Origin of the sequence: Olivibacter ginsenosidimutans (assembly GCF_039542865.1) — a bacterium.
GTDB classification, from domain to species: Bacteria; Bacteroidota; Bacteroidia; order Sphingobacteriales; family Sphingobacteriaceae; genus Olivibacter; species Olivibacter ginsenosidimutans.
In genome coordinates this window covers 29,440-55,229 of the sequence record NZ_BAABIQ010000044.1, presented here as the reverse complement: position 1 = coordinate 55,229, position 25,790 = coordinate 29,440, and the positions used below count along the sequence as shown (strand labels likewise).

Sequence of the window (25,790 nt, the reverse complement as noted above, 5' to 3'; positions counted from 1 at the left end):
TGTGCATTTTGAATTTTTACGTATTCGCGTTTACACTGAAATCCAGTGGCCTTTTGACCTTTTCATCTAATAATGCCAATTTCACCACTTCATTCATATTGGTCACGTAATGGAAATTCAAGTCTTTAATATAATCTTCTTTAATTTCAGTAATATCTTTTTTATTGGCCTTACATAAAATAATATCTTTTATGTTGGCTCGTTTTGCTGCTAATATTTTTTCTTTGATGCCACCTACCGGAAGCACTCTTCCTCTTAAAGTTATTTCGCCTGTCATGGCTAAATTGGCTTTTACTTTGCGTTGGGTGAATGAAGAGGCTAGTGCGGTTAACATGGTAATACCTGCGGAGGGGCCGTCTTTTGGTGTTGCTCCAGCAGGTACATGGATATGTACATCCCACTTATCAAATAAATCGAAGTCAATGCCAAATTCTTCCGCATGGGCCCTCAGATAGGCCATGGCAATACCGGCAGATTCCTTCATGACATCTCCTAAATTACCCGTTAATGTAAGTTTACCTTTGCCTGGGCTTAAGCTGGATTCAATGAAGAGAATGTCGCCACCAACCTGCGTCCATGCCAGACCAGTTACTACACCGGCCACATCATTGCTTTCATAAAGATCTTTATCGTATATCGGCGCACCTAAAATATCAATCACTTCTTGCGAATTAATATTGGGCCCGATAGGTGTTTCCATAACAATATGAGTTGCAACACCACGAACCAAAGCACCAATACGTTTTTCGAGTCCACGCACACCCGATTCACGGGTGTATTCATCAATCACCTGTTCAATAATTTTGCTCTTTAAGGTAATATCTTTTGCAGTTAGGCCGTGCTGTTCTCGTTGTTTAGGTAATAAGTGCTTTTTAGCAATTTCTATTTTTTCCTCAATGGTATAGCCGTTGACTTCAATGACTTCCATACGATCTAACAGAGCAGGTTGTATGGAGCTAAGGTTATTGGCCGTTGCAATAAACATTACATTCGAAAGATCATAATCCATTTCAACATAATGGTCGTAAAAAGCATTATTTTGTTCAGGATCCAGCACTTCCAATAAAGCTGACGAAGGATCTCCCCTAAAGTCATTTCCCACTTTATCGATTTCGTCTAACACAAAAACCGGATTAGAAGTCCCCGCCTTTTTTATGGATTGGATGACCCTGCCTGGCATCGCGCCAATATAAGTTTTGCGGTGGCCCCTAATTTCCGCTTCATCACGTACGCCTCCTAAGGCCATGCGGACATACTTGCGGTTTAATGCTTTGGCGATAGATTTACCAAGAGAAGTTTTCCCTACTCCTGGAGGGCCTACTAAACATAGGATAGGCGCTTTCATATCTTTCTTTAGCTTTAATACCGCTAAATATTCAATAATACGCCGTTTTACTTTTTCTAAACCATAATGATCTTTGTCTAGAATTCTTTCTGCTCTTTTGAGATCAAAATTATCTTTACTGAAATCATTCCAAGGCAAGTCAATCAATAACTCTAAATAATTCAATTGTACCGAATAATCGGCAGCGGCTGGATTGATTCTGCTTAATTTATCCAGTTCTTTCTTAAAATGCGCAGCCGGCTCTGCCCCCCATTTTTTAGTGAGGGATTTTTTTCGTAATTCTTCGATTTCCAAATCAGGTGTAGAACCACCAAGCTCTTCTTGTATAGTTTTTAATTGTTGATTGAGGAAATAATCCCGTTGTTGTTTATCGAGGTCAACCCGTACTTTGTTCTGAATCTGGTTTTTGAGCTCTAATAGTTGCAATTCTGCCGTCAATTGCTCTAATACTTTATTAGCTCGTTGTTTAATGTCTTTCATTTCCAACAGTTGCTGTTTTAAAATTAAGTCAGCATTCATATTGGATGAAATGAAATTGATTAAGAAAGAAGAACTCTCAATATTTTTAATGGCAATACCTGTTTCGCTGGGAATGTTTGGAGAAATGTTGATAATTTGCAAAGCCAGTTCCTTAATGGATGACAACATGGCATTGAATTCTTTCTCTTTTTTCGGTTTATCCTCAACAAAACGGTCTATAGAAGCCTTAATATACGGTTCTGACTGTACTTCTTCTTTTAATTTAAAACGTTGTTTGCCTTGGATGATAACCGTCGTATTACCATCAGGCATTTGCAGCATTTTAATAATTACAGCTACGGTACCTATATTATAAAGCTGATCAAACGTTGGATCTTCAATAGACATATCCGTTTGGGCCACCACGCCGATGATGCGATCACCTTTATACGCTTCTTTAATTAATTTAATGGATTTATCACGCCCAACGGTGATCGGAATCACCACTCCGGGAAATAAAACGGTGTTTCTTAAGGGTAATATGGATAATACTTCAGGTAATTCCTCACTACTCATATCATCTTCATCTTGTTGGGTAAACAAGGGGAAAAATTCCGTGTCTTCATTTATGATTGGTAAGGCATTGTTAAAATCAAATAGATCAAACTTACTCATTTGCGCTGTATATGTTTTAGGGATCTATGGTCAAAATGACAGTTTTTCCCACAATTTTTGTATGTAAGGTTAGTTTCGCAAGGGCTATGCCAAGATCGTATTTTGTACCGTTTTTTACTATTTATGTCATATTTTCAGGTCAATATTGGAAAGCTATTGGTAATGGATACGTCTTTGCGAAGATACACTATTTAAAATTTAAAGTGCTGTAAATGAATAATATTTGCTTTTGTGCAATAAAATACGCTTTTTTTAGTTTATTTTTGTGTTAAGTGGCCGTTAGATTGCTATGTTATGTTTTTGATTTAGCAAGAAGAACGTAAAAAGAACTATTTTTAATAAATGAACATTAGACACAATCAATTTATGAATTTTGGTAAAGTAATGAAACAGTTAGTGTTGTTAGGAGTTTTCCTTTTTTCTATAGGTACTCTTGCTGCACAGTCGCAGTCTTCATCAAGTAATCCTTATGTACGTTTAGGTAATAAGGCGATCATGGACGGAGATTTTAGGGCTGCCGTAAATGCCTTGGAAAAAGTGAAGACTCCAGACACGCTAGTTACTTATATGTTGGGCTATTCACAAATAAGATGCGCCGATTATAATAAGGCCATCGGCTCTTTTACCAAGCTACTTAGTCAGAGCCCTAATAATTTTTCTGCGTATTATTGGCGGGGGAAAGCGCGTAATACGTTAGCTGTACAAAGTAGTAATAAGTTGAGTGACACTGATCGTAGTAAAATGCTTCAAGAGAGTATTGATGATTTTACGAATGCCATTCGGTTAAATCCAGAAGACTTATCCTATTATCAAAGTAGGGGTATGGCCTATCGGGATTTAGGGATTTTACAAGGCACTAGCTCTACAGCTGTTTACAGCAAAGAAGAGGCTACTAACGCGTATCAAAAAAGTATTGAAGATTTGCAACATGTGTTAAAAGCAAATAGCAAGCGCGAAGACTTAGCAAAAGAAATTAAGAAAGTGAAGATTTATAAAGACAATCTGAGTAAATAATAGGACATTAATAACGTTGATAAAAGCCCTGGTAATCGTGCGATTATCAGGGCTTTTATGTGAATATGGCTGCCAACAGTGATTTAAAGACTTAAACTCATCGTCTCGAATGAAGTGTAACGGAATTCAAAAGCTTTTATGGAATAAATCTTCCTTCAATGAGATATTGGTTTTCACCTAGTATGCGAATTCGCTGCGTTTTGTTTATTTTATAGCAAGAATCAGGAAAGTAATCCAATACTTCGGTAGACTGGTAAAGCCAATTGGTATCGCTATTTAGGATATGGATCTGTTGAATAGATCGATCAGTATTTTTGTAAATTTTGATAGATTTTGTACGTAGTCTCGGGTCTTTGCTGTGATAGGTAAGGGTATTTACTGTAGAATCAAGGATGTAACTGTTTAACCAATCGGATTTGTTAATATCAGAAGAGCTGAAAAGTTCAAATTCGTTTGTCCAATTCGTTAATTGAAGCTTTTTTTGTTCGGTATCTTCATTCTTACGTACGGTTTTTAATACCCACTGTTGTTTGATTTTCAGTCTGTTAGCTTGCTTTTGAAAATATTGAACCAAATCAAAATAAGGTTTTTGATCAAGTGGTTCTGTTGTTTTTTGCGAGGTGCAAGATAAAATACTTAGTAAAAGTGAAAAAGTTACGTATTGTTTCTTATAAAGCATGGAGTACCCGTTTCGCTATAAAGGGGCAAAAATATCGAGTTAACCGGTTGAGGTGAATTGATTTGGCAATTGCTCAATGAATAACTTACTCGATATTCTTGCCTATTGTATATTCTTAAGTTTTGCTTAAGAAACTAAAACTTCACCTGTCATTTTTTGTGGTACAGGCACGTGTAGTAAGGTTAAGATGGTTGGCGCAATATCACCCAATTTTCCATCTTTGATTTGTTGATATTCCTGATCAATTAAAATGCAAGGCACCAAATTAGTGGTATGTGCAGTATTAGGTGTTCCATCTTCATTGATCATATATTCCGAATTACCGTGATCGGCAATAATGATAAAGGAATATCCTTCTTTCAAACCCTTTTCCACCACTTGCTTTGTACAAGCATCCACCGTTTCTACAGCTTTCACCACGGCATCAAAGACGCCAGTATGTCCAACCATATCTGGATTGGCAAAATTTAAGCAAATAAAGTCGGGATGATTTTTTTCCATCGATTCGCAGATGGCATCCGCTATTCCTTGAGCACTCATTTCCGGTTGTAAATCGTACGTTGCCACTTTAGGCGAGGGGATAAGTATGCGTGATTCTCCTACAAACGCCGCTTCGCGTCCACCTGAAAAGAAAAAGGTTACGTGCGGATATTTTTCAGTTTCGGCGATACGAACCTGTGTTTTTCCATTTTTCTCCAACACTTCACCTAATGTTTCGGTAATATCGTCTTTCTGGAAGATAACGTCCACTTTTTTAAACGTTTCGTCATAGGAAGTCATGGTAATATACCTTAAGTTTAAAGGTATCATATTGTATTCAGGAAAAGCCTTTTGCGTAAGCGCTAGCGTAATTTCCCGGCCTCTATCTGTCCTAAAATTGAAACAGACAACAACGTCTCCCTCCTGAATAAGGGCAAGTGGAGAACCGTCTGCTTTCACCTTAACGATCGGTTTTATAAATTCATCGGTTACTCCAGCTGCATACGAAGCTTGAATAGCTTCAGTAATATTCGAGGTAGGTGTTCCTTGTCCATGTACCAACAAGTCATAAGCCTCTTTTACCCGTTCCCAACGATTATCCCGATCCATGGCATAATAACGACCAATGGCTGATGCCAATTGTGCAGGATTATTGGTTAAAAAGTTTTCAAGATCGCTTATATATGTCTCTCCAGAGTGCGGATCTGTATCCCGGCCGTCTAAAAAAGCATGAATAAAAACGTTTGTTAAACCAGCCGCTTGTGCTGCATTACATAAACCTTTGAGGTGTTTTGTATGTGCATGAACCCCCCCATCAGATACGAGCCCAATCAAATGTACCGCCTTATGCTGCTCTTTTGCATACGTAAAGGCCTGTTGCAAAATGGCATTTTGTTTTAATTCACCTTCGTCAACTGCCTTGTGAATACGCCCAAGTTCTTGATATACTACACGACCGGCCCCAAGGTTCATATGACCTACTTCCGAATTACCCATTTGTCCAGCAGGTAATCCCACGGCTTCACCAGAGGCCTCTAACTTAGCGTGCGGATAAGTGCTTAATAAATAATCTAAAAAAGGAATTTTGGCGGCTTTAACCGCATTGGAATGATCATCCTTGCCGTAACCCAAACCGTCCAGAATGATAAGCATTGCTTTCTTCATGCTGTTATCTTTTATTTTATGGTTTTTATGAATCTTTTATCTTCACAAACCTAATACAAAAAATGGTCCTACAGCCAATTTTTTTTAAATATTGATTTTTAAGAGTGTGCTTTCTCTTTTATTAGACAAAATGGCATACTTTTCGCAGCAAAAAATGTCGAATTGAATTTGTGTCATAATATATACACTATTACGATAATCTATCCTCATATGCTGAACAATTACGAAGTGGGCTAATGAAAAGTGCGTTTTTAATAGTATTATTTTTAATTAACAGTTTACCTGTGCAGCTGTCTCAACTCGGTACAGCGGATATCATTGATGTGATTGCAAATAGCTTTCGCAGTGGTGATAGTAAGGAACTGGGTATGCATTTTTCTACTTCTGTAAGCCTCTCAATTTTGGAGGATAATAATACCTATTCTAAAAACCAAGCAGAGATTTTGCTTCATAACTTTTTTGATAAATATACGTTTAGAAGCTGCAAAATTTTACATAAGATGGAAACCAATACTAGCAATCGTTATGCGGTATTAGAATTAAGTGATGCCAGTCAAAAATTCAGGGTTTCATTATCGCTTAAAAATTTTAATGGAAAGTTTCTCATAACGGATATCAGAATTGATAAAGAGAAATAGTTGGTTACTTATTCATTTCATTTCATAAGATCATCCATATAGTCGTATAAGCACAATTGTTTGCAAAGCAAACGAAACATACCGATAACCTTTTTTCCGAAATTTTTACTAGGTTTGAGCTCAGTTTCGAATATGAGCACGATGGATACGCAACAATTGCAACTTTTTATAACCAATGCCTTAAGGGAGGATGTTGGAGACGGGGATCATACCTCCTTATCAACCATTCCTGAAGGAAAGCAAGGTCAAGCTAAATTAATCATAAAGGAAGACGGCATTTTAGCTGGTGTAGACGTAGCCTTGGCTATTTTTAAGCAAGTGAATGATTCGCTTGGGGTTCAGGTGTATCGGCATGACGGAGACACGGTAGCGATTGGAGATATTGTGTTAACCGTAGAAGGAAGCATTCATGCTATTTTAGTAGCTGAACGGTTAGTGCTGAATGTGATGCAACGCATGAGCGGTATCGCAACCACAACAAGAAAGATTGTTGATTTGCTAGAAGGTACCAATACCAAAGTCTTAGATACAAGGAAAACTACACCAGGAATGCGCTTTTTGGAAAAAGAGGCTGTAAAGATTGGCGGGGGGGTAAATCACCGGTTTGGCTTATATGATATGATTTTAATCAAAGATAATCATGTCGATTATTCCGGAGGCATAACTGCAGCATTAACTGCAGCAAATACCTATCGCAAGAAATTGAACAAATTGATGCCCGTTGAGATAGAAGTAAGGAATTTGGCAGAGCTTAAAGAAGTTATCGCTTTTGGTCAGGTTGATCGTATTTTATTAGATAATTTTGATTTTGAGACCTTGCGGGAGGCCGTTCGATTAGTAGGGGGGGAATTCATTACAGAAGCTTCTGGCGGAATTGTTCCGGAAAATGCTAAACAGTTCGCTGCGTGTGGCGTTAATTATATTTCCATGGGCGCATTAACGCATTCCGTTAAAAGTCTCGATATGAGTTTAAAAGCACAGTTGCTTAATTAAAGTTGAATTTTTTACGGTAAAGATTTTCGTTTTTTTACTATCATTGTATCCAATGACATCAATTAATGCCATTATTGCGCTTTTGGCTGCCTACTTATTTGGTTCTATACCTACAGCTGTATGGTTAGGACAATCATTCTATGGGGTTGATGTTAGGGAATATGGTAGTGGCAATGCTGGAGCAACAAATACCTTCCGGGTCCTTGGGCCAAAAGCAGGTGTTGTCGTGATGTTGGTTGATATTCTGAAGGGATGGACAGCAACCAATTTGGCTTATTTTATTGGTGTATCGATAACCGGACCTACGAGCTCTGTTCTTTTTATTAATTACCAGCTTGCTTTGGGGGTGATTGCCGTAATGGGCCATTTGTTTCCTTTATTTGCTGGCTTCCGTGGAGGGAAGGGGGTGGCCACTTTATGTGGAATGGTCCTCGCTGTACATTTTCAGGCAGCTCTGTTATGTGTTGGCGTGTTTATCACCGTATTATTGATTACCCGATATGTTTCTTTAGGTTCCATTTTAGCGGGTTTTACTTTTCCATTTAGTATCGTTTTTGTTTTCCATACGCCTTATAAGTCATTGCTGCTTTATGGCATGTGCATCTGTGCTTTAATATTAATTACCCACCAAAAAAATATTGAGCGTTTATTGAAAGGTAAAGAATCGAAAATTACACTTTTTAAACAAAAAACTAAATCGAAGTAGATCGGCACAAATCTTGTTAGTATAAAAACAAATCTATTGGATTTATGAATCAGTATAAGACAAAAATTTTTGCTTCATTGCTATTCCTGTTGTTTGTTGCAGCTTGCTCCACAGTGCCTCTTACTGGCAGAAAACAGTTGAGTTTGGTTGATGATAAAACCATGCAGCAACAAGCTAGTTTAGCCTATAATAATTTGCTGAAAGATCCTAAAACCAAAGTGGTTAAGGGGACAGCAAATGCCCAAATGGTGCAAAATGTGGGTAGAAAGATAGCTCAGGCAGTAGAAACTTACCTTCAGCAAAATGGTTATGCTAACCAATATCAATTTAGTTGGGAGTTTAATCTCATTGAGTCCAACGAAGTAAACGCATGGTGTATGCCTGGTGGTAAAGTTGCGGTATATACGGGAATTTTGCCGGTAACGCAAAACGAAGCTGGGCTAGCTACCGTTATGGGGCATGAGATTGCGCATGCCATCGCCCGACATTCTTCTGAGCGCGCATCGCATGAGATGGCTGCACAGGGCCTTGGAGTAGGTGTTGGTTTAGCAACCAATAAGCAATCCCAATTAACACAGGTTTTGGTTAATCAATTGTATGGTGTTGGTAGCCAAGTAGCGCTTTTAAAGTATTCCAGAAGTCAGGAAAGTGAAGCAGACAGAATGGGCCTGACTTTTATGGCAATGGCAGGTTATAATCCAAATGAGGCAACTGCATTCTGGAAACGTATGGCGGCTAAGGCAAGTGGTCAAAAACCACCTGAATTTTTGAGTACACACCCAAGTGACGAGAGACGTATTGCTGATATTCAAAGTCTGATTCCCGAAGCAATGAAGTATTATAAGAAATGATGGATGATATGAATTAGCCAATGTGATATTAGCCAATAGAAAATGATTTGTCACCTGTATTACTTATAGTAAGATAGTAGTAGTTAAGTAGTGAAGTCGTTATTTGTTAAATAGTTAACGGTGAAAATCAATATATATTACCTTATTCCTTTAACCCTTATACTTTAAAACCTAAAAGTTCCATGATCGCTTTTGCTTTGAGCAAGCATTCTTGATATTCTTCTTCTGCTTGAGCTTCAGCTGTAAGGGCGCCGCCTACATGGAAAGATATCCTCTTTTTTTGTTCATTAAAAAATAAGGTTCGAATAACGACATTAAAATCATAGTCCCCATCTGGCGCAAAATATCCAATAGATCCAGCGTAGAGACCTCGACTGCTACTTTCAAAAGTGTCAATTAATTTCATGGCGTTGATCTTAGGAGCACCCGTCATGGACCCAGCGGGAAAAGTAGCTTGAATACTATCGAGTGGATGGAGGCCAGGCTTTTCTTGTGCAGTAATGGTTGAAATTAACTGATGTACTTGTTGAAACGTATAAACACCTAATAACTCATTTACCCGTACGCTTGCTGGTTGGGCACTCCGGGTAAGGTCATTCCGAACCAAATCAACAATCATAATATTTTCGCTGATTTCCTTTTGGTTAGCCCTTAACCGGTCTCTACATTGTTGATCTTCTTCAGGTGTATTGCCACGAGCAGCCGTGCCTTTAATCGGTTGGGAAATAAGCAATTGTTGTCTTTTAGCCAAAAAGCGTTCTGGTGAAGCGCATAAAAGGTGATTTTCGTATACCTTAAAGTAACACGAAAAGGGTGTTGGAGAAATAGTACTTAATTGCCAATACGCTTCGAGTGGTGAAAATGAAACCTGTTCGGCAAAAAATTCCTGGCAGAGATTGACTTCATAAATATCACCGCGGTGAATATGTTCTAGTAGTTGCTTGAAAGCGTATTTATAGGCTTTCTTAGTCATTTTCGCTTGCACTTTTCCGGAAAAGGAAAAAGGATTATCGATAACAGCGATGGATTGGATTTGCTGAAAAACAGCAGCGGGTTCGTTGCTGTTTATGGAGATTTGGTTTCCATTAATTTGGATCAGGTGTTTAGGAACAAAAAAATAAGCGTCGGGTATGCCTTGTTCATTGGGATGATTAGTCTGCAGTGTCTCCAATTCATTTTTTAAGTCGTACGCTAAAAAACCAGGTATCCATTGGTGTGGATGCTGCGCTATAAAATGCTTTAGTTTCGTAAAAAACGGTTGTTCAGGGGTAGGGAAAAGTTCATCGGTCACTCCAGCTGCTAAAAGTATGTCGAATTTACGATAAGGGTCTTGTGTATTACTTCCGTGGCTATGAAAACAGCAGGCGCTATTAAATAAGGAAGCCCATTGAAGGGCTTGCTTAGTAAATTGTTGGATGTTCTCTGAAAAATATTCAGCAGTTAACATGTGTCTAATCCAAAATAAGCGTCTGGGTTCGATCAGGGCCTACCGATAAATATTTTATTTTGACGCCAAGGTTACTTTCTAAGTACGTCATATAAGCTTTTAAGGTTTCGGGAATCTGGTCAGCATGGTTGACACCTGTGATATCTTCATTCCAACCTTGAATAGTTTCATAAACCGGTTCTGGCTTGATAGTATTGATGTCATAAGGCATATAATCTAGCTTTTCACCATTATGGATATAATGTGTACAAACCTTAATCTCTTCAAAACCACTCAAAACATCAGCTTTAGTCATGACAAGCTCGGTAACGCCATTGAGTAATATCGCATAACGTAAAGCAGGAAGATCAATCCATCCAGTGCGCCTTGACCGTCCTGTCGTGGCGCCAAACTCGTGGCCAATTTGGCGCAGCTTTTCGCCTGTTTCATCAGACAATTCGGTAGGGAAGGGGCCGCCGCCAACACGAGTACAATAGGCTTTAAAAATACCAATAACCTCACCAATATTCCTTGGGGCTACACCAAGCCCGGTACATGCCCCAGCCGTTGTGGTATTAGATGAAGTCACGAAAGGATAAGAGCCAAAATCAATATCTAATAAGGTACCTTGAGCTCCCTCTGCTAATATACTTTTCCCTTCTTTTAAATAGTCGTTTACCAACTGATCGCTATCTACATGAGGAATCGTTTTTAAATAGTCGATGGCTTCAAAAAACGCTTGCTCCCGCTCTTTAAAATCTGGGATTTCTCCATAATGAGAAAGAATATTTTTGTGCTTATCTACTAATTTTTGATATCGTTCTTTAAAATCCGGAAGTGTGGTATCGCCGACACGAATTCCATTTCTTCCTGTTTTATCCATATAAGTGGGACCAATACCTTTTAGCGTCGAGCCTATTTTGCTCGCTCCCATATTACTTTCTGAGGCTGCATCTAAAAGTTGATGGGTGGGTAAAATGAGGTGTGCCCGACGGGCAATAACCAATTTACCAGCTGCAACCGGATCAAAGCCATTGTTTTTGAGATTATCTAGCTCTCTCTTTAAGATAATTGGATCTATAACTACTCCGTTTCCAATCAAGTTCAATGTATTCTTATTGAAAATGCCAGAAGGAATGGTGTTTAAGACATATTTCTGACCATCAAACTCTAAGGTGTGACCAGCATTTGGCCCACCTTGAAAACGCGCTATTAAATCATATTTTGGCGTTAAAACGTCTACGATTTTACCCTTACCTTCATCGCCCCATTGCAGGCCCAAAAGCACATCGACTTTCATCATATGAATTTTGTGTATGTTTAATTAAAGATTATGGAGATGTTTAAATTAAAAAAAGCGTTCAAAAATTATCTTTTATAACCGAATCGTGACGAATACCTTATGGTATTTGTCTCGTCTTTTCACTGTTTATAAAAAATTTTAGCAATCACTTGCTTCTTTTTGAACACTTCTTGGTCTATATTCGTGTAGCCTCGCATCTTAAATGGAAACAGCCTCTCTATTTTTATTTTGGTTGTTTTCCTTCGCTTTTTCCGGACAGCTGTCGTTGCAATCATTGCAAACGCCATATAGGTTTAGCGAGTGATGTTTAATATCGAATTTTAATAAGTCGCCCATCATGCTTTGGATTTGATGAATCCTAGGATCGCAAAATTCTACGACTTTACCGCATTCAATACAAATAATATGGTCATGTTGTTTATAGCCATAAGATTTTTCGAATTGAGCCATATTTTTCCCGAATTGGTGTTTGGTTACCAAATCACAGGATACCAAAAGTTCTAAGGTATTATAGACGGTAGCCCTACTTACCCGATACTTTTTATTTTTCATGTGGATATATAAAGATTCCACATCGAAATGGTCATTCCTTGAATATATTTCTTCCAAGATGGCAAAGCGTTCGGGAGTTTTACGAAGACTTTTGTTTTCAAGATAAGCCTCGAAAATTTTCCTGACCATGCTTGTTGTTTCTGTTGCAGACATAATAATCCTTAATTATATACAAAGCTAAAAATTATTGTTGGGATATGCAATCTTATCATTAGTTGTGTGTTGCGCGTTGTGCACTTATGGTAGCAAGACTTGCAACTGGTAACTCATAACGATCAAGGTACTTAAGGTACTTATAGTTCTGAATCAAACCGCGTAATGCCGGTAATACCTTTTATTTGCTTAAGCTTTTTGATTAGGGCTTCCAAATGTTCGGTATTATTTACATAAACCATTATAGAGCCTTCAAAGATTCCTTGATTGCTACTAATTGTGATGGATCGAATATTGATTTTGAAGTCCTGTGAAATAACGGTTGTAATCTTATTGACTAAGCCGACATCATCAATTCCAACAATTCTTAAGCCGGTAAGAAAGGCCAGCTCCTGTTGGGAAGTCCATTTGGCTTTTACAATTCGGTAACCATAGTTGGCCATCAGCTTAGAGGCATTTGGACAGTTCGTACGGTGTATCTTGATTCCATCATTCACCGTAACGAAACCAAAAACGTCGTCACCAGGTATCGGGTTACAACAAGCAGATAAGGTATAATCCAGCTTCTGGAAATCATCCCCAATAAGCACGGTTTCCTTGTCTTTTTTGTCTACTTTGCGTAATAAACCGTCTACATGGCTGTCGATTTTTGTACTGGCACCACTCGTGGTATCGACTGATTTTTCTGCTACCGCAAACTCCTTGAGCTGTTTTAAGTCGATTTCGCTCTTAGCTACCTTATAAAAAAGCTCCTGCGTGGAAGGCAACTTGAGAAAGGCAGCCAATTTATTCAGGTTATCCGTGTTATAGGTGATTTTGATGGATTTGAGCTTACGTTCCAGTATTTCTTTGCCATCCTCCGCTATTCTACGTTTCTCCTCTTTCAAAGCAGATTTGATTTTGGATTTAGCTTTGGCGGTTACCACAAAATTTAGCCAATCTTCTTTAGGCGTTTGTTTATTGGATGTAATAATTTCCACCTGATCACCATTAGAGAGTTTATGTGACAGGGGTACCAATTTATGGTTAACTTTAGCACCAATACAACTTGCCCCAAGATCAGAATGGATTTCGAACGCAAAGTCGAGGGCCGTAGCATCTAAAGGTAATTGGATTAAGGCACCTTTCGGTGTAAAGATGAAAATTTCGTCTGAGAAAAGATTCATCTTAAAGTCGTCTACAAAATCCAATGCATTAGATTCCGGATTACTTAAGATATCCCGTACTTTTTGTATCCATTGGTCAAGGCCACTATCCGAATTGGATTCTTTATATTTCCAATGTGCTGCAAAACCTTTTTCGGCAATTTCGTTCATGCGTTTGGTTCGGATTTGCACCTCTACCCATTGTCCTTTTGGACCCATGACCGTCGTGTGCAGCGATTCGTAGCCATTGGCTTTAGGTGAAGAGATCCAATCTCGGAGTCTATCTGGATTAGGTCGGTACAGATCGGTAACAATAGAATAAGCTTTCCAGCATTCGGCTTTTTCCATTTCCGGAGTAGTGTCAATAATGACGCGAATGGCAAAAAGATCATACACTTCTTCAAAAGGTATCGATTTTTTACGCATTTTATTCCAAATAGAATGGATAGATTTAGGGCGGCCGAAAACACTGGCTTTAATGCCTTGTTCGGCAATGATTTCTTGAATAGGGCCGATAAATTCTTTGATATAGCGCTCTCGCTCAGCTTTTTTTTCATTTAACTTCCGGGCAATGAATTTATAGGTGTCTGGATCTGTATATTTCATTGACAGATCTTCTAGTTCTGATTTTATAGCGTATAAGCCTAGACGGTGTGCTAAAGGAGCATAGAGATAACTAGTTTCGGAGGCGATCTTAAGCTGCTTGTCGCGCGCCATAAACTCCATAGTTCGCATGTTATGCAAGCGATCAGCTAGTTTAATCAGAATAACACGTACGTCGTCGGCCAATGTCAGGAGCATTTTCCTGAAGTTTTCAGCCTGGATGGAACTATTAGGATCAAAAATTCCGGATATCTTCGTTAACCCATCAGTGATTTTGGCTACTTTTTTTCCGAACTTGTTTTCAATTTCGTCCAAAGTGACATCGGTATCTTCCACCACATCATGTAATAAGGCACAGACAATAGATGTTGTACCAAGGCCTATTTCTTCCGCAGCAATTTGCGCTACGGCAATGGGATGATAGATATAGGGCTCGCCCGATTTACGGCGCATTTCCTTGTGGCTTTCTAATGCCATATCAAAAGCCCGGCGGATCATTTGCTTGTCGCCTTTTTGCAATGTAGGTTTGCAGGCTCGGAGCAATGCTCGATATCGCTTCAATATTTCCTTTTTTTCAGCCTCTAAATCAATCACTAATTCCTTCATATACTTCGTTTTAGTCTATGTGTTTCCTATACGCAAAAAAATTATTACTATACGTTTGAATTTCCAAATTCAACAAGGTTTAATAAAAATTGTATAAGTCGGCAATTTTTCTTTAACTTTATTGAATGGTTTTGTAAGAGCTAAATCTATGAAATTTTTACGTTTATTATTAATTTATTTACTGCTTTTTTTTGGAAAGGTGAGCTTGGCACAGCAGGTTAATAAGGATAGTTTAGCCAATACTACAGATCAAGCCTCAAATATCGGGCCAGCAATGATGTCTACCACCAGGATTAATGGCGAGCGGGTACCTTGGATTTTACTGCGCGAAGTAGTCATAACGGATAGGCGCATTTTTAAAACACCGGAGGACCGCGCCCGATACTATCGTTTGAAATACAATGTGTTAAAAGTTCTGCCTTATGCCCGATTTGCAGAAAATAGGTATGACAAATTACAGCGGGATTTAGCCGTTACGCCGAAGAAGAAGGACCAAAAGCGTTTAGTGAAGGATTGTGAAAAAGAAATTAAAAACATGTTTAACCGAGAGATTAAAAATATGTCCATCACCCAGGGCGAAATACTCATTAAATTAATTGATAGGCAAACAGGAAATTCTAGTTATGACTTAGTGAAGGAATTAAGAGGAGGGGTATCTGCATTTTTCTACCAATCGGTAGCTAAACTTTTCGGTCATAATTTAAAACGTACATATGATCCAGACGAAGATCGGGAAATAGAAACCATTATTCGAAATCACGCCAACGCCAATCGCTATTTTTATTAATGGAACGTATTTACCAGTTTTGTGCAATGAAACCCGATGGTACGGTCGTCGACTTTAATATTTATCAAAATAAGGTCCTATTAGTCGTTAACACCGCAAGCGCCTGTGGATTTACTCCTCAGTATAAACAATTGGAGCAGTTATACCAACGTTATAAAGATCTTGGGTTTGAAGTATTAGCGTTTCCTTCCAACGATTTTGGTAATCAAGAAAAACTTAGCGGTGAGGCTTTACAACAATATTGCAGCGTTGATCAGCAGCTTAATTTTACGGTTTACGATCGTATAAAGGTTAAAGGGGCAGATGCACATCCCATTTTTAAATTTTTAGGTAATAAGTTGCTTAATGGGAAGCTAAATAGTAAACCGTTTTGGAATTTTCATAAGTACTTGATTGATCGGGAAGGAAATGTGGTGGATTACTTCTATAGTTTTACGAGTCCGCTATCCCGGCGTTTGATAAAACGGTTAGAGCAGTTGTTATAGTATGTTGAATAGTTGAGTTGTAGAATAGTTAAGGAGTTGAGTTGTGGGGTAGTTGAGCGATAATCTAGATTAGCCAATGTGATGATTAGCTAATGAATAATAGACTACTATGTACGTGCAATGTGTAACTGACAACGCACAACTAAAAATGTCTTGCTACTTATTGAATGAATAAAAAATAATGAACTGACCATGTTTAAAATTTCATTTTATCTTATAAGGAAATGTAAGTTTATTCACGGATTTTAAACAGGCAATCGATGTTCGTGAGCTCTTCGGGATTTAAACAGGATAAGCTCTATCTGACCGATGGATTAAAGACTGCTTTGCGGTTCATGGATACCAATAGTAGAAATATGGTAAAAATAGTAATAGGCGAATAATTATTTACAGATGAAGTTAGATTTACTAGTAATCACCGTACATCCGGATGATGCTGAGCTTGGATGTGCTGGAACGATTTTAAAGCATATTGCTTTAGGTAAAAAAGTAGGAATTGTGGATATGACTAGAGGTGAGTTGGGAACCCGTGGAACGGTCGAAAGTAGAGCGCAAGAGGCTAGGGATTCAAGTAAACTATTGGGTATCAGCGTGCGTGAAAATTTGGGGTTAAGAGACGGATTTTTTAAAAATGAGGAATACGAGCAACTGGAATTAATAAAAGCTATTCGAAAATTTCAACCCGAAATAATTATTGGTAACGCCCTTCACGATCGCCATCCTGACCACGGGCGGGCAGGTGACCTGATCAATGATGCTTGTTTTTTGTCGGGCCTACGTAAAATAGAAACTAAGGTTGATGGTATTTATCAAGAGCCACATCGTCCGCGTTTACTTCTGCAGTTGATCCAAGATTACTATATTAAACCGGATATTGTAGTGGATGTGAGTGAATTTTGGGATCAAAAGGTACAAAGTATCCGGGCATTTAAATCGCAGTTTTTCAATGAGCAATATCAGGAAAATGAACCACAAACCTATATTTCCAAACCTGATTTTATGCACATTATTGAAGGAAGAGCACGTGAATACGGAAAATATATAGGTGCGGCTTACGGAGAAGGCTTTACCTGTAGACGATTATTAGGTGTAGATAACCTTTTCCATTTGAAGTAATGGTTGATCTAATACGTGAAATGTTGAAGTAAACCCTTTGCGCTAATTTTTGTTTACATCATAAACAAATCTGTATATGTCTAGCATGTTCTCTAAGATAAGACAAGCGGCGGCTTTATTAAAACACATCGATTTTGATCAGTTAGCCAAAATTGCCGGAAAAGTTGATTTGACGAAGGTGATGGATGGTTTTTCCAAAATGGATGATCAGCAATTAAACGGCCTAATGAAACTGATGGGAAGGGAGAAACATAGAGAGCTCCCGCCGATTAATCCAGATTTTTACGAAATAAGTGATCGTTTGAATGCAGCGGATAGTGCATTACAGCTTCGCGTACGTCAATTTATGGAAACCGAGGTTAAGCCACTGGTAAATCACTATTGGCTACGGGATGAATTTCCCTTTGAATTGATTCCTAAATTTGGTGAATTAGGTTTAGCCGGAATAACCATTAATGGCTATGGTTGTCCAAATCGTTCTTTTCTAATGGAAGGTATATTAGCCATGGAAATGGCCCGTGTTGATGCCTCTATCGCCACTTTTTTTGGTGTTCAAAGTGGCCTGGCAATGGGGTCTATTTACTCGTGTGGATCGGATGAGCAAAAGCAAGAATGGTTGCCGGCAATGAATAAAATGGAGAAAATCGGTGCTTTTGGTTTAACCGAACCCGAAGTAGGATCAGGAGCTGCGGGAGGATTAACGACTACCTGCAAGCAAACGGCAGACGGATGGGTGCTTAATGGTCAAAAGAAATGGATTGGTAATGCTACCTTTGCTGATTTGATTATTATATGGGCGCGAGATTTAGATGATCATCAAGTCAAGGGTTTTATCTTGAGAAAAGATACCCCAGGTTTTAGCGTAGAAAAGATCAAAGGGAAAATGGCCTTACGCATCGTGCAAAATGGGCTTATTACATTAACGGACTGCGTAGTAGAGGAAAAAGATCGTTTACCACATGCCAATTCTTTTAAAGATACAGCAAATGTTTTGCGTATGACGAGGGCAGGGGTTGCTTGGATGGCCGTAGGGTGCGCGCAAGGTGCCTATATCAGCGCTTTGGATTATACCCGGAAACGAAAACAATTTGGTAAACCAATTGCTTCTTTTCAGTTGATACAAAATCATTTGGTGGAAATGTTGTCTAATTTAACAGCTATGCAGACGCTAGTATATCGGCTATCGGAATTACAGGACGCCGGAAAATTGAAAGACGAACATGCCTCTTTGGCCAAAGTATTTTGTTCATTACGAACAAGAGATATTGTTAGTCAGGCCAGAGAAGTAATGGGGGGCAACGGGATTCTTTTGGAACATGATGTTGCCCGTTTTGTAGCAGATGCCGAAGCCATCTATTCCTATGAAGGTACAAAAGAGATCAATACCCTTATCGTAGGAAGAGCAATTACAGGGATGAGCGCATTTGTTTGATCACTAGCGGTTTTGTGCCAAAAAATCTAAAGTATTCACTCCATCTGCGTAATCATCCAGTGCCGGTTGTTGGCTCTGACCAAAGGGAAAGCGAGGAATGTTTACCGATAAAGGAGACGTACTTACCACACACTGAATTTGATCTTTTTGATGGTCTAATAGCGTTGTCAGCTGTTCAAAATGGTTATATGTCTGATAATAAGCTACCGCCAAAGGAGACGCTAAACGTTCATCTTCTTTTAATAACAAAAAACCATTATCCAAATGCTTATTACCATTGACTAGATAAATGGATTTGTTATAGTCGTAGTTATTGTGGTATTTGTGGTGATGACTAACTTCACTGAAGGAAGAGATAGCTTCAAAAAATAAATTAAAGTTATACTGTTCAGGGACATATAATTTGGAAACATTTCGGCATCCTAAACCAAAATAGTCGAACAGGTCATGGCCAAGTTGTGTTAATTGTGCTTTACTTTCATTGCCTTGAATAACTGCGACGCTATTTCTGTTTTTACGGATAATATAGGGTACTTCACGGAAATAATATTCAAAATAACGGGAAGTATTATTGCTGCCTGTTGCAATAACTATGTCGAAATTCTTTAAACGATCGGTATAGTTAATAAATGATGCGAAGTTAGGTTCAATATGTATAAGCTTGTCTAATAAAAAGGGAATTAATTGATTATCATCACTGGATAATTTGATCTGGACGTTAAAGCCAGCGATCAGGGCCACTAGAACATCATGAAAGCCTACCAAGGGAATATTGCCTGCCAGCACCAAACCGACTGTTTTAGTTGTTGGGGTATCCAATAAGGGGAGGTAGGGGGCAAGCCATTGAGTAAGTTTTTCGGTGTTAAGGTTCTGTGCTATTGCCTTAAGGGCCATTTGTACAGCAATTGGCGTGAACCAACTATTTTGTGCAGATACGCGTGTAGCGAGCTCAGCCCAATCGTTTGGTTGTTGTTTTAGATATTCGCCAAGGTTATTAAAAGCCCAGATCCGTTTGTCGCTTGTCAAATTATGTATATTCAAAACAGAAATTCGATTAAAATGTTATATTTTCGGTAACTTTGTATGAAATTTTAACAAAAAGCTACTAAATTTGTAGATTATTGTGAAACTAATATTTTGCAAAAATAAGGTATAAACGGATTTTTTAAGAAGATAATGGCAATTAAAATTACGGACGAGTGTATTAACTGTGGAGCTTGTGAGCCAGAATGCCCTAATAATGCGATTTATGATGCAGGCATGGCATGGCGTTTTTCTGATGGGACAGAACTTCATGGAGTAATTGATTTTGGTGACGGTACGACGTTAAATGCTGATGAGGCTCAAGAAGCTTTATCGGATGAAATATATTATATTGTCTCGGATAAGTGTACCGAATGTGTTGGTTTTCATGACGAACCGCAATGCGCTGCTGTATGCCCGGTAGATTGTTGTGTAGATGACGAGGATATTCGGGAGACTGAAGAAGAACTGTTAGCGAAAAAAGCTTGGCTGCACGCGGAAGGCTAGGCCTTTGGCATCGCTTACTAAATACATCTTATAAAAGGATTTCTTATTCGTTTTATAAGATGTATTTTTGTTTTAGCCTGATTCAATAATGATCAATCTTCATCTTTATAAGGAACAATAATGACCGGACAGATGGCATGACGGGCTACACCTTCAGACACACTACCAGAAATAAAGTGATCAAACCCTGTCCGGCCGTGTGTGCCTAAGACAATAAGATCAGCCTGCCATTCGTTTGCTGCGGTTATAATTTCCTTTCGGGGTTGTCCCATCCTACTCATTTTTGTGATATGTGTTGTAGCTCCCGACCATAGGGCGGCTAATCGATCCAATAAGGTAGTTGAGGCTTCTTCTTGTACTTCGTTGATCTCTGGTATATACATGGGGTTAACGCCCATAATAGGATCTACTGCACCATAACTGCTGTTTGTAGGAGGATCTATTACATGTACCAATGCTACTTGGGCATCAAATGCTTGCGCTAGATGATACCCGTATCTAACCGCCTTTTCTGAATATTTGCTATCCTCAACGGCGATGAGTATGCGGTTGGTTTTAAAATTTAAAGGTGAATCTGCCATGACTTTTTTTTACAATATATATTTTTACAATATATATCCTTAACAATTGTGAAGGGTAAAGGTTTGGCTGGTTTCAAGCGCAGTTTCCATGGTATATCCGAGCAAATTAACTAAGTTTGCTTAAAGTTTAGGTGTATCATGGCGTATGGAATTTGTAATCTACCGATTATCCCAGTTAGGGCTGATATAGGTAACAAGAGTGAACTGGTGTCTCAACTATTATTTGGTGAGGCTTTTGAAGTGTTAGAACAGCGGGGGGATTATTTATACATCAAGATAGCGTACGATGCTTACGAAGGTTGGATTGATTATAGACAACAGGAGCCTATAGATGCGGGAATTTTTGAGTCCTTAACAACGGAGGTACAACATATTGCCGACCTATCAACGCATGCCATGTTGCTTAAATTGGGTAAAGAAGAAAGCTTACATTTATTGCCGGGTAGTACCTTGCCGTTTCTGGATGACGATAGCTTTTCGCTTAACAATACCCATTATCTTTTCTTAGGACTTTCACGGGTTCCCGATCGGGAAACCATAGCACAAGAACTGGAAGAAGTGTGTCGATTTTACCTGAATGCTCCCTATTTGTGGGGAGGCCGGTCTGTGTTTGGAATAGATTGCTCAGGTTATGTCCAGTTAGTGTATAAACATTTCGGAATTTGTGTGAAGCGGGATGCTTGGCAGCAGGCGGAACAAGGAAAAGTTGTAGACTTTTTGCAAGAAGCGAAATTAGGTGATCTGGCTTTTTTTGATGATGAAGAAGGCCGGATTACGCATGTTGGTATTTTGTTAAATGCCGAAGAGATTATTCATGCATCGGGACGTGTAAAAATAGATCAAATAGATAATACAGGGATTTTTTCGAGAGAACTAAATAAATATACCCATCATTTAAGGATTGTAAAGCGTATTTTTTAGCGGGCTGTTTAAAAAAAGCCACTGCTGTGAATATAGCCTCAACATTATGAGTGGTATCCCAAGATTTTTAATACTTGCTTAGAATTTTGTTCTTCACCAAACACTTCAAAGTTAAATGTTTCATCTCTGTTTCGTCGAACAATCACATGTTTAGGTGAAGGTAGCAAGCAATGATGTATGCCGCCATAACCACTTAATACTTCTTGATAAGCGCCGGTATGGAAAAAACCTAGGTACTGTACTTTTCGAGTTTTAGGCATGAATACATTATTCATGTGCGCTTCTTGATTATAGTAATCCTGACCGTCACAAGTAATTCCTCCCAAGTTTACCCTTTCGTATTCAGAATCCCAGTTATTAATAGGCAATAGAATATATTTTTGATTTAATGCCCAGACATCTGGTAAATTGGTAATAAAGGAACCATCTAACATGAGCCATTTCTCCCTGTCGTTTTGTTGTTTCCTACCCAATACTTTATATAATATCCCTGAAGCTTCTGCTACAGTATACTTTCCAAATTCAGTAATGATATCCGGTTCCATTACATCGTGCACCGCACATATTTGCTTGATTCGATTGACGATTTCATTTACCATATATTCGTAATCAAAATCATGTACCAACGAATCTTTGAAAGGCATTCCCCCGCCAATATCCAAGGTATCGAGATCAGGATTAATTTTTTTGAATTTGCAATAAAGGGTTACATACTTCTCTAATTCATTCCAGTAGTAAGGTGTGTCCGATATCCCTGAATTAATAAAAAAATGTAGGAGTTTTACCTTGAAATTCGGGTTAGGGACAATTTTGTTGTTGTAGAAATCAATAATGTCCTCCATTCTAATACCGAGTCTGGAAGTATAGAACTGGGAATCCGGTTGTTCTTCTGCGGCAATGCGGATGCCTAAGTTACAAGGCTCATCTAGTTCTACCTCATCATCGTATAGATTAAACTCTTCTTTATTATCCAGCACGGGGACAATATTCTTGAACCCATCATGGAGCATGTCAATAATATATTGTTTATACTGAAAAGTTTTGAAGCCATTACAAATGACCGTGATATCCTTAGAGACAACACCCTTCTTTTCTAATGCATCAATTACAGGCATATCAAATGCAGAAGACGTTTCAAGGTGAATATCATTTTTTAGCGCTTCTTCTACAATGTGCTTAAAATGCGAGCTTTTGGTACAGTAACAGTATTTATACGTACCTCTATAGTTATTTTTCAGGATAGCCGTTTGAAATAATATTTTGGCTTGCTGGATTTTCTTGCTAATAATGGGGAGATAGGTGAATCTTAAGGGTGTACCATAAGTTTCGATCATTTCCATTAAGTTTAGATCGTGAAAATAGAGCTCATCATCGATGATATCAAATCCGTCTTGCGGGAAACCAACACTTAGGTCAAGAAATTCCTGATAACTTTGCATTTATCCTAATTAAAAATTTTTGCAAACTTAGATAATTTTCTTTTATATGCAATCGTCAAAAATGACATATAAAAGCAATTATTCAAGGTGTATTTGTTTTATCGGTATTCACGGGGATTAATGCGGTTATTGATCTTTTTTCACGTTATTGGTGAGTGGTAAAAATAGCTCGGCCAACATACACCGCGCACTTCCGCCGCCGTTTTTTTCGATATGGTCAAGGGGGGTATAAAGTAGCTTTGCATGTTTTTCGAGGCATGATAACTGAATAGAAGTTAAGGATACATATGCTTGCTTTGATAGCACTAACAGGTTATTACCTATATTGTTTGATAAATGGAGCATATTGCCTGCAAAATGTGCCATCTGTTGATGTGAAATATCGACGATTTCTTTCATTGTCTGTCTTAAGGATGTTAGAACCGCTGCTCGTTCGGCGCAATTTTTAATCGCCTCGCTACAGATGACGGCAAATGTGTCGCCTATACAAAGCATAACATTGGTGTGATAAATAGCAAAGCCATTAGCATCAACGGCATTAAAAACCAGTGGTGTATAGTTCATTAGATGACAGAAAGTAGTGAAAGGCTTTAAGGTACTTCTAGGGGATAAGCATAGATAAGCGATTTTATGTTGTCGGTCGAGCACCATGCTTCCGGTGCCTTCTAGAAAAAGGTCTTCCTTTTCAAAATAACTCAGATCTACGAGCGCTTTTATGGTATACTGTTTTTGCAGTGCTGTTAAGATTTCAGTTCTTCTCTCTTCCCGTCTATTGCCTGCAAACATGGGGTATAGCACCACTGTTCCATCTTCATGGAAAGAAACCCAATTGTTTGGAAATACCGCATCTGGAGTTTTGGGAGTGGATGAATCATTAAATAGTTCCACTATAACACCATTCAACCGTAATATGTCAACAAATTGGTCAAATTCATGAAGGGCTAAAACCTGAAGATCTCCCTCCTTCGAAGTCACTTGGAATTTATTATTTACAGCTGTTTCCGGATTATATGCAAAATTTGCTGGACGGATCATTAAAACACGATTTGTTGCCATGGTATGTAAGTGTCAAATCAAGTATCAAGGCGTTTCACGTTTTACGTTATAGCTCCACGCTTTAAGTACAAATCAATAACTAAAGATTAAATGTAATTACTCATCTCTGAGCAAAGGCAAGCTCATACAATGAAAACCACCTCGTGCTCGAGATAATTCTGCGGAGGGAAGCGTGATTAGCATATCTTGCAATTCATCTATCGTTAGTTGGCGCGTTTCTAGCAACGCGATGAGTTCTTGCGCTTTTATTACGGTGAAATGATTTTCCTTAAAGGCCTGAATAGTTTTATCGTTACGGTCATATCCTAAAACAACTCCTTCTTTTAGCGCTAACAGGTTACAAGAATCCGTCCATTGTTCTCGTGCATCGTAAGGAAAACTATTGTTTCCACTGTAAATAAACCGCGTTTTTTCCGTGCAATGCAGATCATTTTGACTAATATCATCGAGCAGATCTTCCAGCGACTGAAAGTACTTAGGGTGTTTGGATGTATCTCGAAAAAATTGTATAATTTCTAGGGCAGGTTGTTTGGAGGACTCAAAAAAGCTTAAGGGTTCATCTACTACCGTCTGTGCAGATTTCGCTACGGTACCCAGTACCACCCATACATTGCGTTTGACCTGTGTGAAAATGGTATCAATATGCATAAAGTCCCGTTTACTAGGAATTTTGATTACGGTTACCTTATCGATCACTTCATGTTTGAAAAGGAGTTTAATGGCCTCATGTGCGCCGTGGATAGAGGTGCGCTCACTACATCCAATCAATACATGATTTTTACTGACAACCATCACATCCCCACCTTCTAAGGTTGCCCGTTGTTCTTCATCTTCACCTGGTCGAAGAAAATGCTGAATGGGATCCGGAATTTCTAGTATATTTTTTTGGTAAGCCTTAAAATAAGAGTGATTAAAAAAGATATAGCGCATTAAAAGGTTTTCTCTGCCTCTTGCTTTTTTTGCTGGTTTATTGAGTAAAATATAATTGTTAATGACCACACCAAGGTCTCTCGTAAAGATCAAGTTTGGGACAGGTGCAAAAATCATCTGTTCATCGTCAAAAGAGCCAGATAATACAATTTTGGCCAGCTTGATCGGTTCAAGGGCGGTAAGCTGCTGTTGTAGACGGTAATTGCAACCTTCTATAGCACATACGGCAGCCACGAGACTGCTTTTCACGATTGGATCTTTCAATATGGTTGCCAGTAAGGTCTGTATTTCTATGACGTGCTGAGAATGGTAGAATTGTGGATGATCGGGTTTAAAAAAGGCACGTGTTTGTAGCGCTTCTTGGCTTGCTGTTGTTATTTTTTCAGGATCAATAAAGTATAATAAAAGCTTTATATAATAGTCATATTCTTCTTTACGCAACGTTTTTAAATGTACGATATCTTCAAAAAGCCAGTCTTGGGCTTTAGAAGGCACTACTTGTCCTAGTCCGCTGTCTGGACTATGTACTAATACCTTTCGAAGGGTACCGATCTCGGTTTGCACATTAAGCTGAAATTCCATAATTTGATATATTAAAAATAAAAATTAAAAACGGGGAATAGGGCTCTTCAAACGTAGACTTACAACGAACAAACAACAACTCATAACCAACAAGATGCAAAATAGCCTTTTATTTCTGATTTTAAAATGAGCAAAACAA

The 25,790-nt window shown here is 38.5% G+C and carries 23 protein-coding genes; 11 read left to right on the top strand and 12 right to left on the bottom strand.

All coding sequences use genetic code 11. The features are described 5' to 3' along the window. Positions 1-16 precede the first annotated feature (16 nt). Positions 17-2,479, bottom strand: a complete 2,463-nt coding sequence (gene lon, locus ABD930_RS19805) for an endopeptidase La (protein WP_345234615.1) — start codon at positions 2,477-2,479, stop codon at positions 17-19. 342 nt (positions 2,480-2,821) lie between these two features. Between lon and ABD930_RS19800 the strand changes: the two genes are divergently transcribed. Next, a complete protein-coding gene (locus ABD930_RS19800) occupies positions 2,822-3,493 on the top strand; it encodes a tetratricopeptide repeat protein (RefSeq protein WP_345234613.1) in 672 nt (223 codons plus the stop codon). A gap of 136 nt (positions 3,494-3,629) precedes the next feature. Here ABD930_RS19800 and ABD930_RS19795 read toward each other — a convergent pair whose 3' ends face one another. Continuing rightward, entirely contained in the window at positions 3,630-4,172 is a 543-nt protein-coding gene (locus tag ABD930_RS19795; protein WP_345234611.1) for a hypothetical protein, read from the bottom strand. Between the two features lie 126 nt (positions 4,173-4,298). After that, positions 4,299-5,816 carry a 2,3-bisphosphoglycerate-independent phosphoglycerate mutase gene (gpmI, locus tag ABD930_RS19790; RefSeq protein WP_345234609.1) on the bottom strand — a complete coding sequence of 506 codons (1,518 nt, stop codon included), beginning with the start codon at positions 5,814-5,816 and terminating at the stop codon, positions 4,299-4,301. A 236-nt stretch (positions 5,817-6,052) separates the two neighbouring features. On the opposite strand from gpmI, the gene ABD930_RS19785 reads away from it, so the two are divergent. From ABD930_RS19785 to ABD930_RS19770, 4 genes are all read left to right on the top strand, one after another. Then, positions 6,053-6,454: a DUF4783 domain-containing protein gene (locus ABD930_RS19785; RefSeq protein WP_345234607.1), complete on the top strand. Its 402-nt coding sequence runs from the start codon at positions 6,053-6,055 to the stop codon at positions 6,452-6,454. Positions 6,455-6,595: 141 nt separating this feature from the next. Continuing rightward, positions 6,596-7,447 carry a carboxylating nicotinate-nucleotide diphosphorylase gene (gene nadC, locus ABD930_RS19780; RefSeq protein WP_345234605.1) on the top strand — a complete coding sequence of 284 codons (852 nt, stop codon included), beginning with the start codon at positions 6,596-6,598 and terminating at the stop codon, positions 7,445-7,447. A 52-nt stretch (positions 7,448-7,499) separates the two neighbouring features. Further along, the gene (gene plsY / locus ABD930_RS19775; protein WP_345234603.1) at positions 7,500-8,153 is read left to right on the top strand and encodes a glycerol-3-phosphate 1-O-acyltransferase PlsY; all 654 of its coding nucleotides are present in this window, start codon (positions 7,500-7,502) and stop codon (positions 8,151-8,153) included. Positions 8,154-8,197: 44 nt separating this feature from the next. Continuing rightward, on the top strand, positions 8,198-9,004 hold the full coding sequence (locus ABD930_RS19770; protein ID WP_345234601.1) for a M48 family metallopeptidase: 807 nt from the start codon (positions 8,198-8,200) through the stop codon (positions 9,002-9,004). Between the two features lie 157 nt (positions 9,005-9,161). Here the strand turns inward: ABD930_RS19770 and ABD930_RS19765 are convergent, their stop codons facing one another. The 4 genes from ABD930_RS19765 to ABD930_RS19750 all read right to left on the bottom strand — a co-directional run bounded on the left by ABD930_RS19765 (position 9,162) and on the right by ABD930_RS19750 (position 14,792). Further along, the gene (locus ABD930_RS19765) at positions 9,162-10,451 is read right to left on the bottom strand and encodes an anthranilate synthase component I family protein (protein WP_345234599.1); all 1,290 of its coding nucleotides are present in this window, start codon (positions 10,449-10,451) and stop codon (positions 9,162-9,164) included. Positions 10,452-10,455: 4 nt separating this feature from the next. Beyond that, complete coding sequence (locus ABD930_RS19760; protein ID WP_345235429.1) at positions 10,456-11,730, bottom strand: adenylosuccinate synthase; 1,275 nt, start codon at positions 11,728-11,730, stop codon at positions 10,456-10,458. 201 nt (positions 11,731-11,931) lie between these two features. After that, positions 11,932-12,438 (bottom strand): Fur family transcriptional regulator, encoded by a 507-nt coding sequence (locus tag ABD930_RS19755; RefSeq protein ID WP_345234597.1) that lies wholly within the window; start codon positions 12,436-12,438, stop codon positions 11,932-11,934. Positions 12,439-12,578: 140 nt separating this feature from the next. Further along, a complete protein-coding gene (locus tag ABD930_RS19750; RefSeq protein WP_345234595.1) occupies positions 12,579-14,792 on the bottom strand; it encodes a RelA/SpoT family protein in 2,214 nt (737 codons plus the stop codon). Positions 14,793-14,940: 148 nt separating this feature from the next. Here ABD930_RS19750 and ABD930_RS19745 point away from each other — a divergent pair, with 148 nt between their 5' ends. The 4 genes from ABD930_RS19745 to ABD930_RS19730 all read left to right on the top strand — a co-directional run bounded on the left by ABD930_RS19745 (position 14,941) and on the right by ABD930_RS19730 (position 18,612). Further along, entirely contained in the window at positions 14,941-15,579 is a 639-nt protein-coding gene (locus ABD930_RS19745) for a DUF4294 domain-containing protein (RefSeq protein WP_345234593.1), read from the top strand. Beyond that, a complete protein-coding gene (locus ABD930_RS19740) occupies positions 15,579-16,064 on the top strand; it encodes a glutathione peroxidase (protein ID WP_345234591.1) in 486 nt (161 codons plus the stop codon). The genes ABD930_RS19745 and ABD930_RS19740 overlap by 1 nt, the downstream gene beginning before the upstream one ends. Positions 16,065-16,457: 393 nt before the next feature. Beyond that, positions 16,458-17,180, top strand: a complete 723-nt coding sequence (bshB1, locus tag ABD930_RS19735) for a bacillithiol biosynthesis deacetylase BshB1 (protein WP_345234589.1) — start codon at positions 16,458-16,460, stop codon at positions 17,178-17,180. 76 nt (positions 17,181-17,256) lie between these two features. Continuing rightward, positions 17,257-18,612: an acyl-CoA dehydrogenase family protein gene (locus tag ABD930_RS19730; protein WP_345234587.1), complete on the top strand. Its 1,356-nt coding sequence runs from the start codon at positions 17,257-17,259 to the stop codon at positions 18,610-18,612. Positions 18,613-18,615: 3 nt separating this feature from the next. Here ABD930_RS19730 and ABD930_RS19725 read toward each other — a convergent pair whose 3' ends face one another. Continuing rightward, positions 18,616-19,653 carry an aldehyde dehydrogenase family protein gene (locus ABD930_RS19725; protein ID WP_345234585.1) on the bottom strand — a complete coding sequence of 346 codons (1,038 nt, stop codon included), beginning with the start codon at positions 19,651-19,653 and terminating at the stop codon, positions 18,616-18,618. A 135-nt stretch (positions 19,654-19,788) separates the two neighbouring features. On the opposite strand from ABD930_RS19725, the gene ABD930_RS19720 reads away from it, so the two are divergent. After that, entirely contained in the window at positions 19,789-20,142 is a 354-nt protein-coding gene (locus ABD930_RS19720; protein ID WP_345234583.1) for a 4Fe-4S dicluster domain-containing protein, read from the top strand. Between the two features lie 92 nt (positions 20,143-20,234). Here ABD930_RS19720 and ABD930_RS19715 read toward each other — a convergent pair whose 3' ends face one another. Next, entirely contained in the window at positions 20,235-20,723 is a 489-nt protein-coding gene (locus tag ABD930_RS19715; protein WP_345234581.1) for a universal stress protein, read from the bottom strand. 138 nt (positions 20,724-20,861) lie between these two features. Here ABD930_RS19715 and ABD930_RS19710 point away from each other — a divergent pair, with 138 nt between their 5' ends. After that, positions 20,862-21,644 carry a C40 family peptidase gene (locus ABD930_RS19710; RefSeq protein ID WP_345234579.1) on the top strand — a complete coding sequence of 261 codons (783 nt, stop codon included), beginning with the start codon at positions 20,862-20,864 and terminating at the stop codon, positions 21,642-21,644. 44 nt (positions 21,645-21,688) lie between these two features. Here ABD930_RS19710 and ABD930_RS19705 read toward each other — a convergent pair whose 3' ends face one another. The 3 genes from ABD930_RS19705 to ABD930_RS19695 all read right to left on the bottom strand — a co-directional run bounded on the left by ABD930_RS19705 (position 21,689) and on the right by ABD930_RS19695 (position 25,651). After that, positions 21,689-23,083: an arginine decarboxylase gene (locus ABD930_RS19705; protein WP_345234576.1), complete on the bottom strand. Its 1,395-nt coding sequence runs from the start codon at positions 23,081-23,083 to the stop codon at positions 21,689-21,691. 126 nt (positions 23,084-23,209) lie between these two features. Continuing rightward, positions 23,210-24,139, bottom strand: a complete 930-nt coding sequence (gene ctlX, locus ABD930_RS19700) for a citrulline utilization hydrolase CtlX (protein WP_345234574.1) — start codon at positions 24,137-24,139, stop codon at positions 23,210-23,212. A gap of 96 nt (positions 24,140-24,235) precedes the next feature. Next, positions 24,236-25,651 (bottom strand): arginine deiminase family protein, encoded by a 1,416-nt coding sequence (locus ABD930_RS19695; RefSeq protein WP_345234572.1) that lies wholly within the window; start codon positions 25,649-25,651, stop codon positions 24,236-24,238. Between the last annotated feature and the right edge of the window lie 139 nt (positions 25,652-25,790).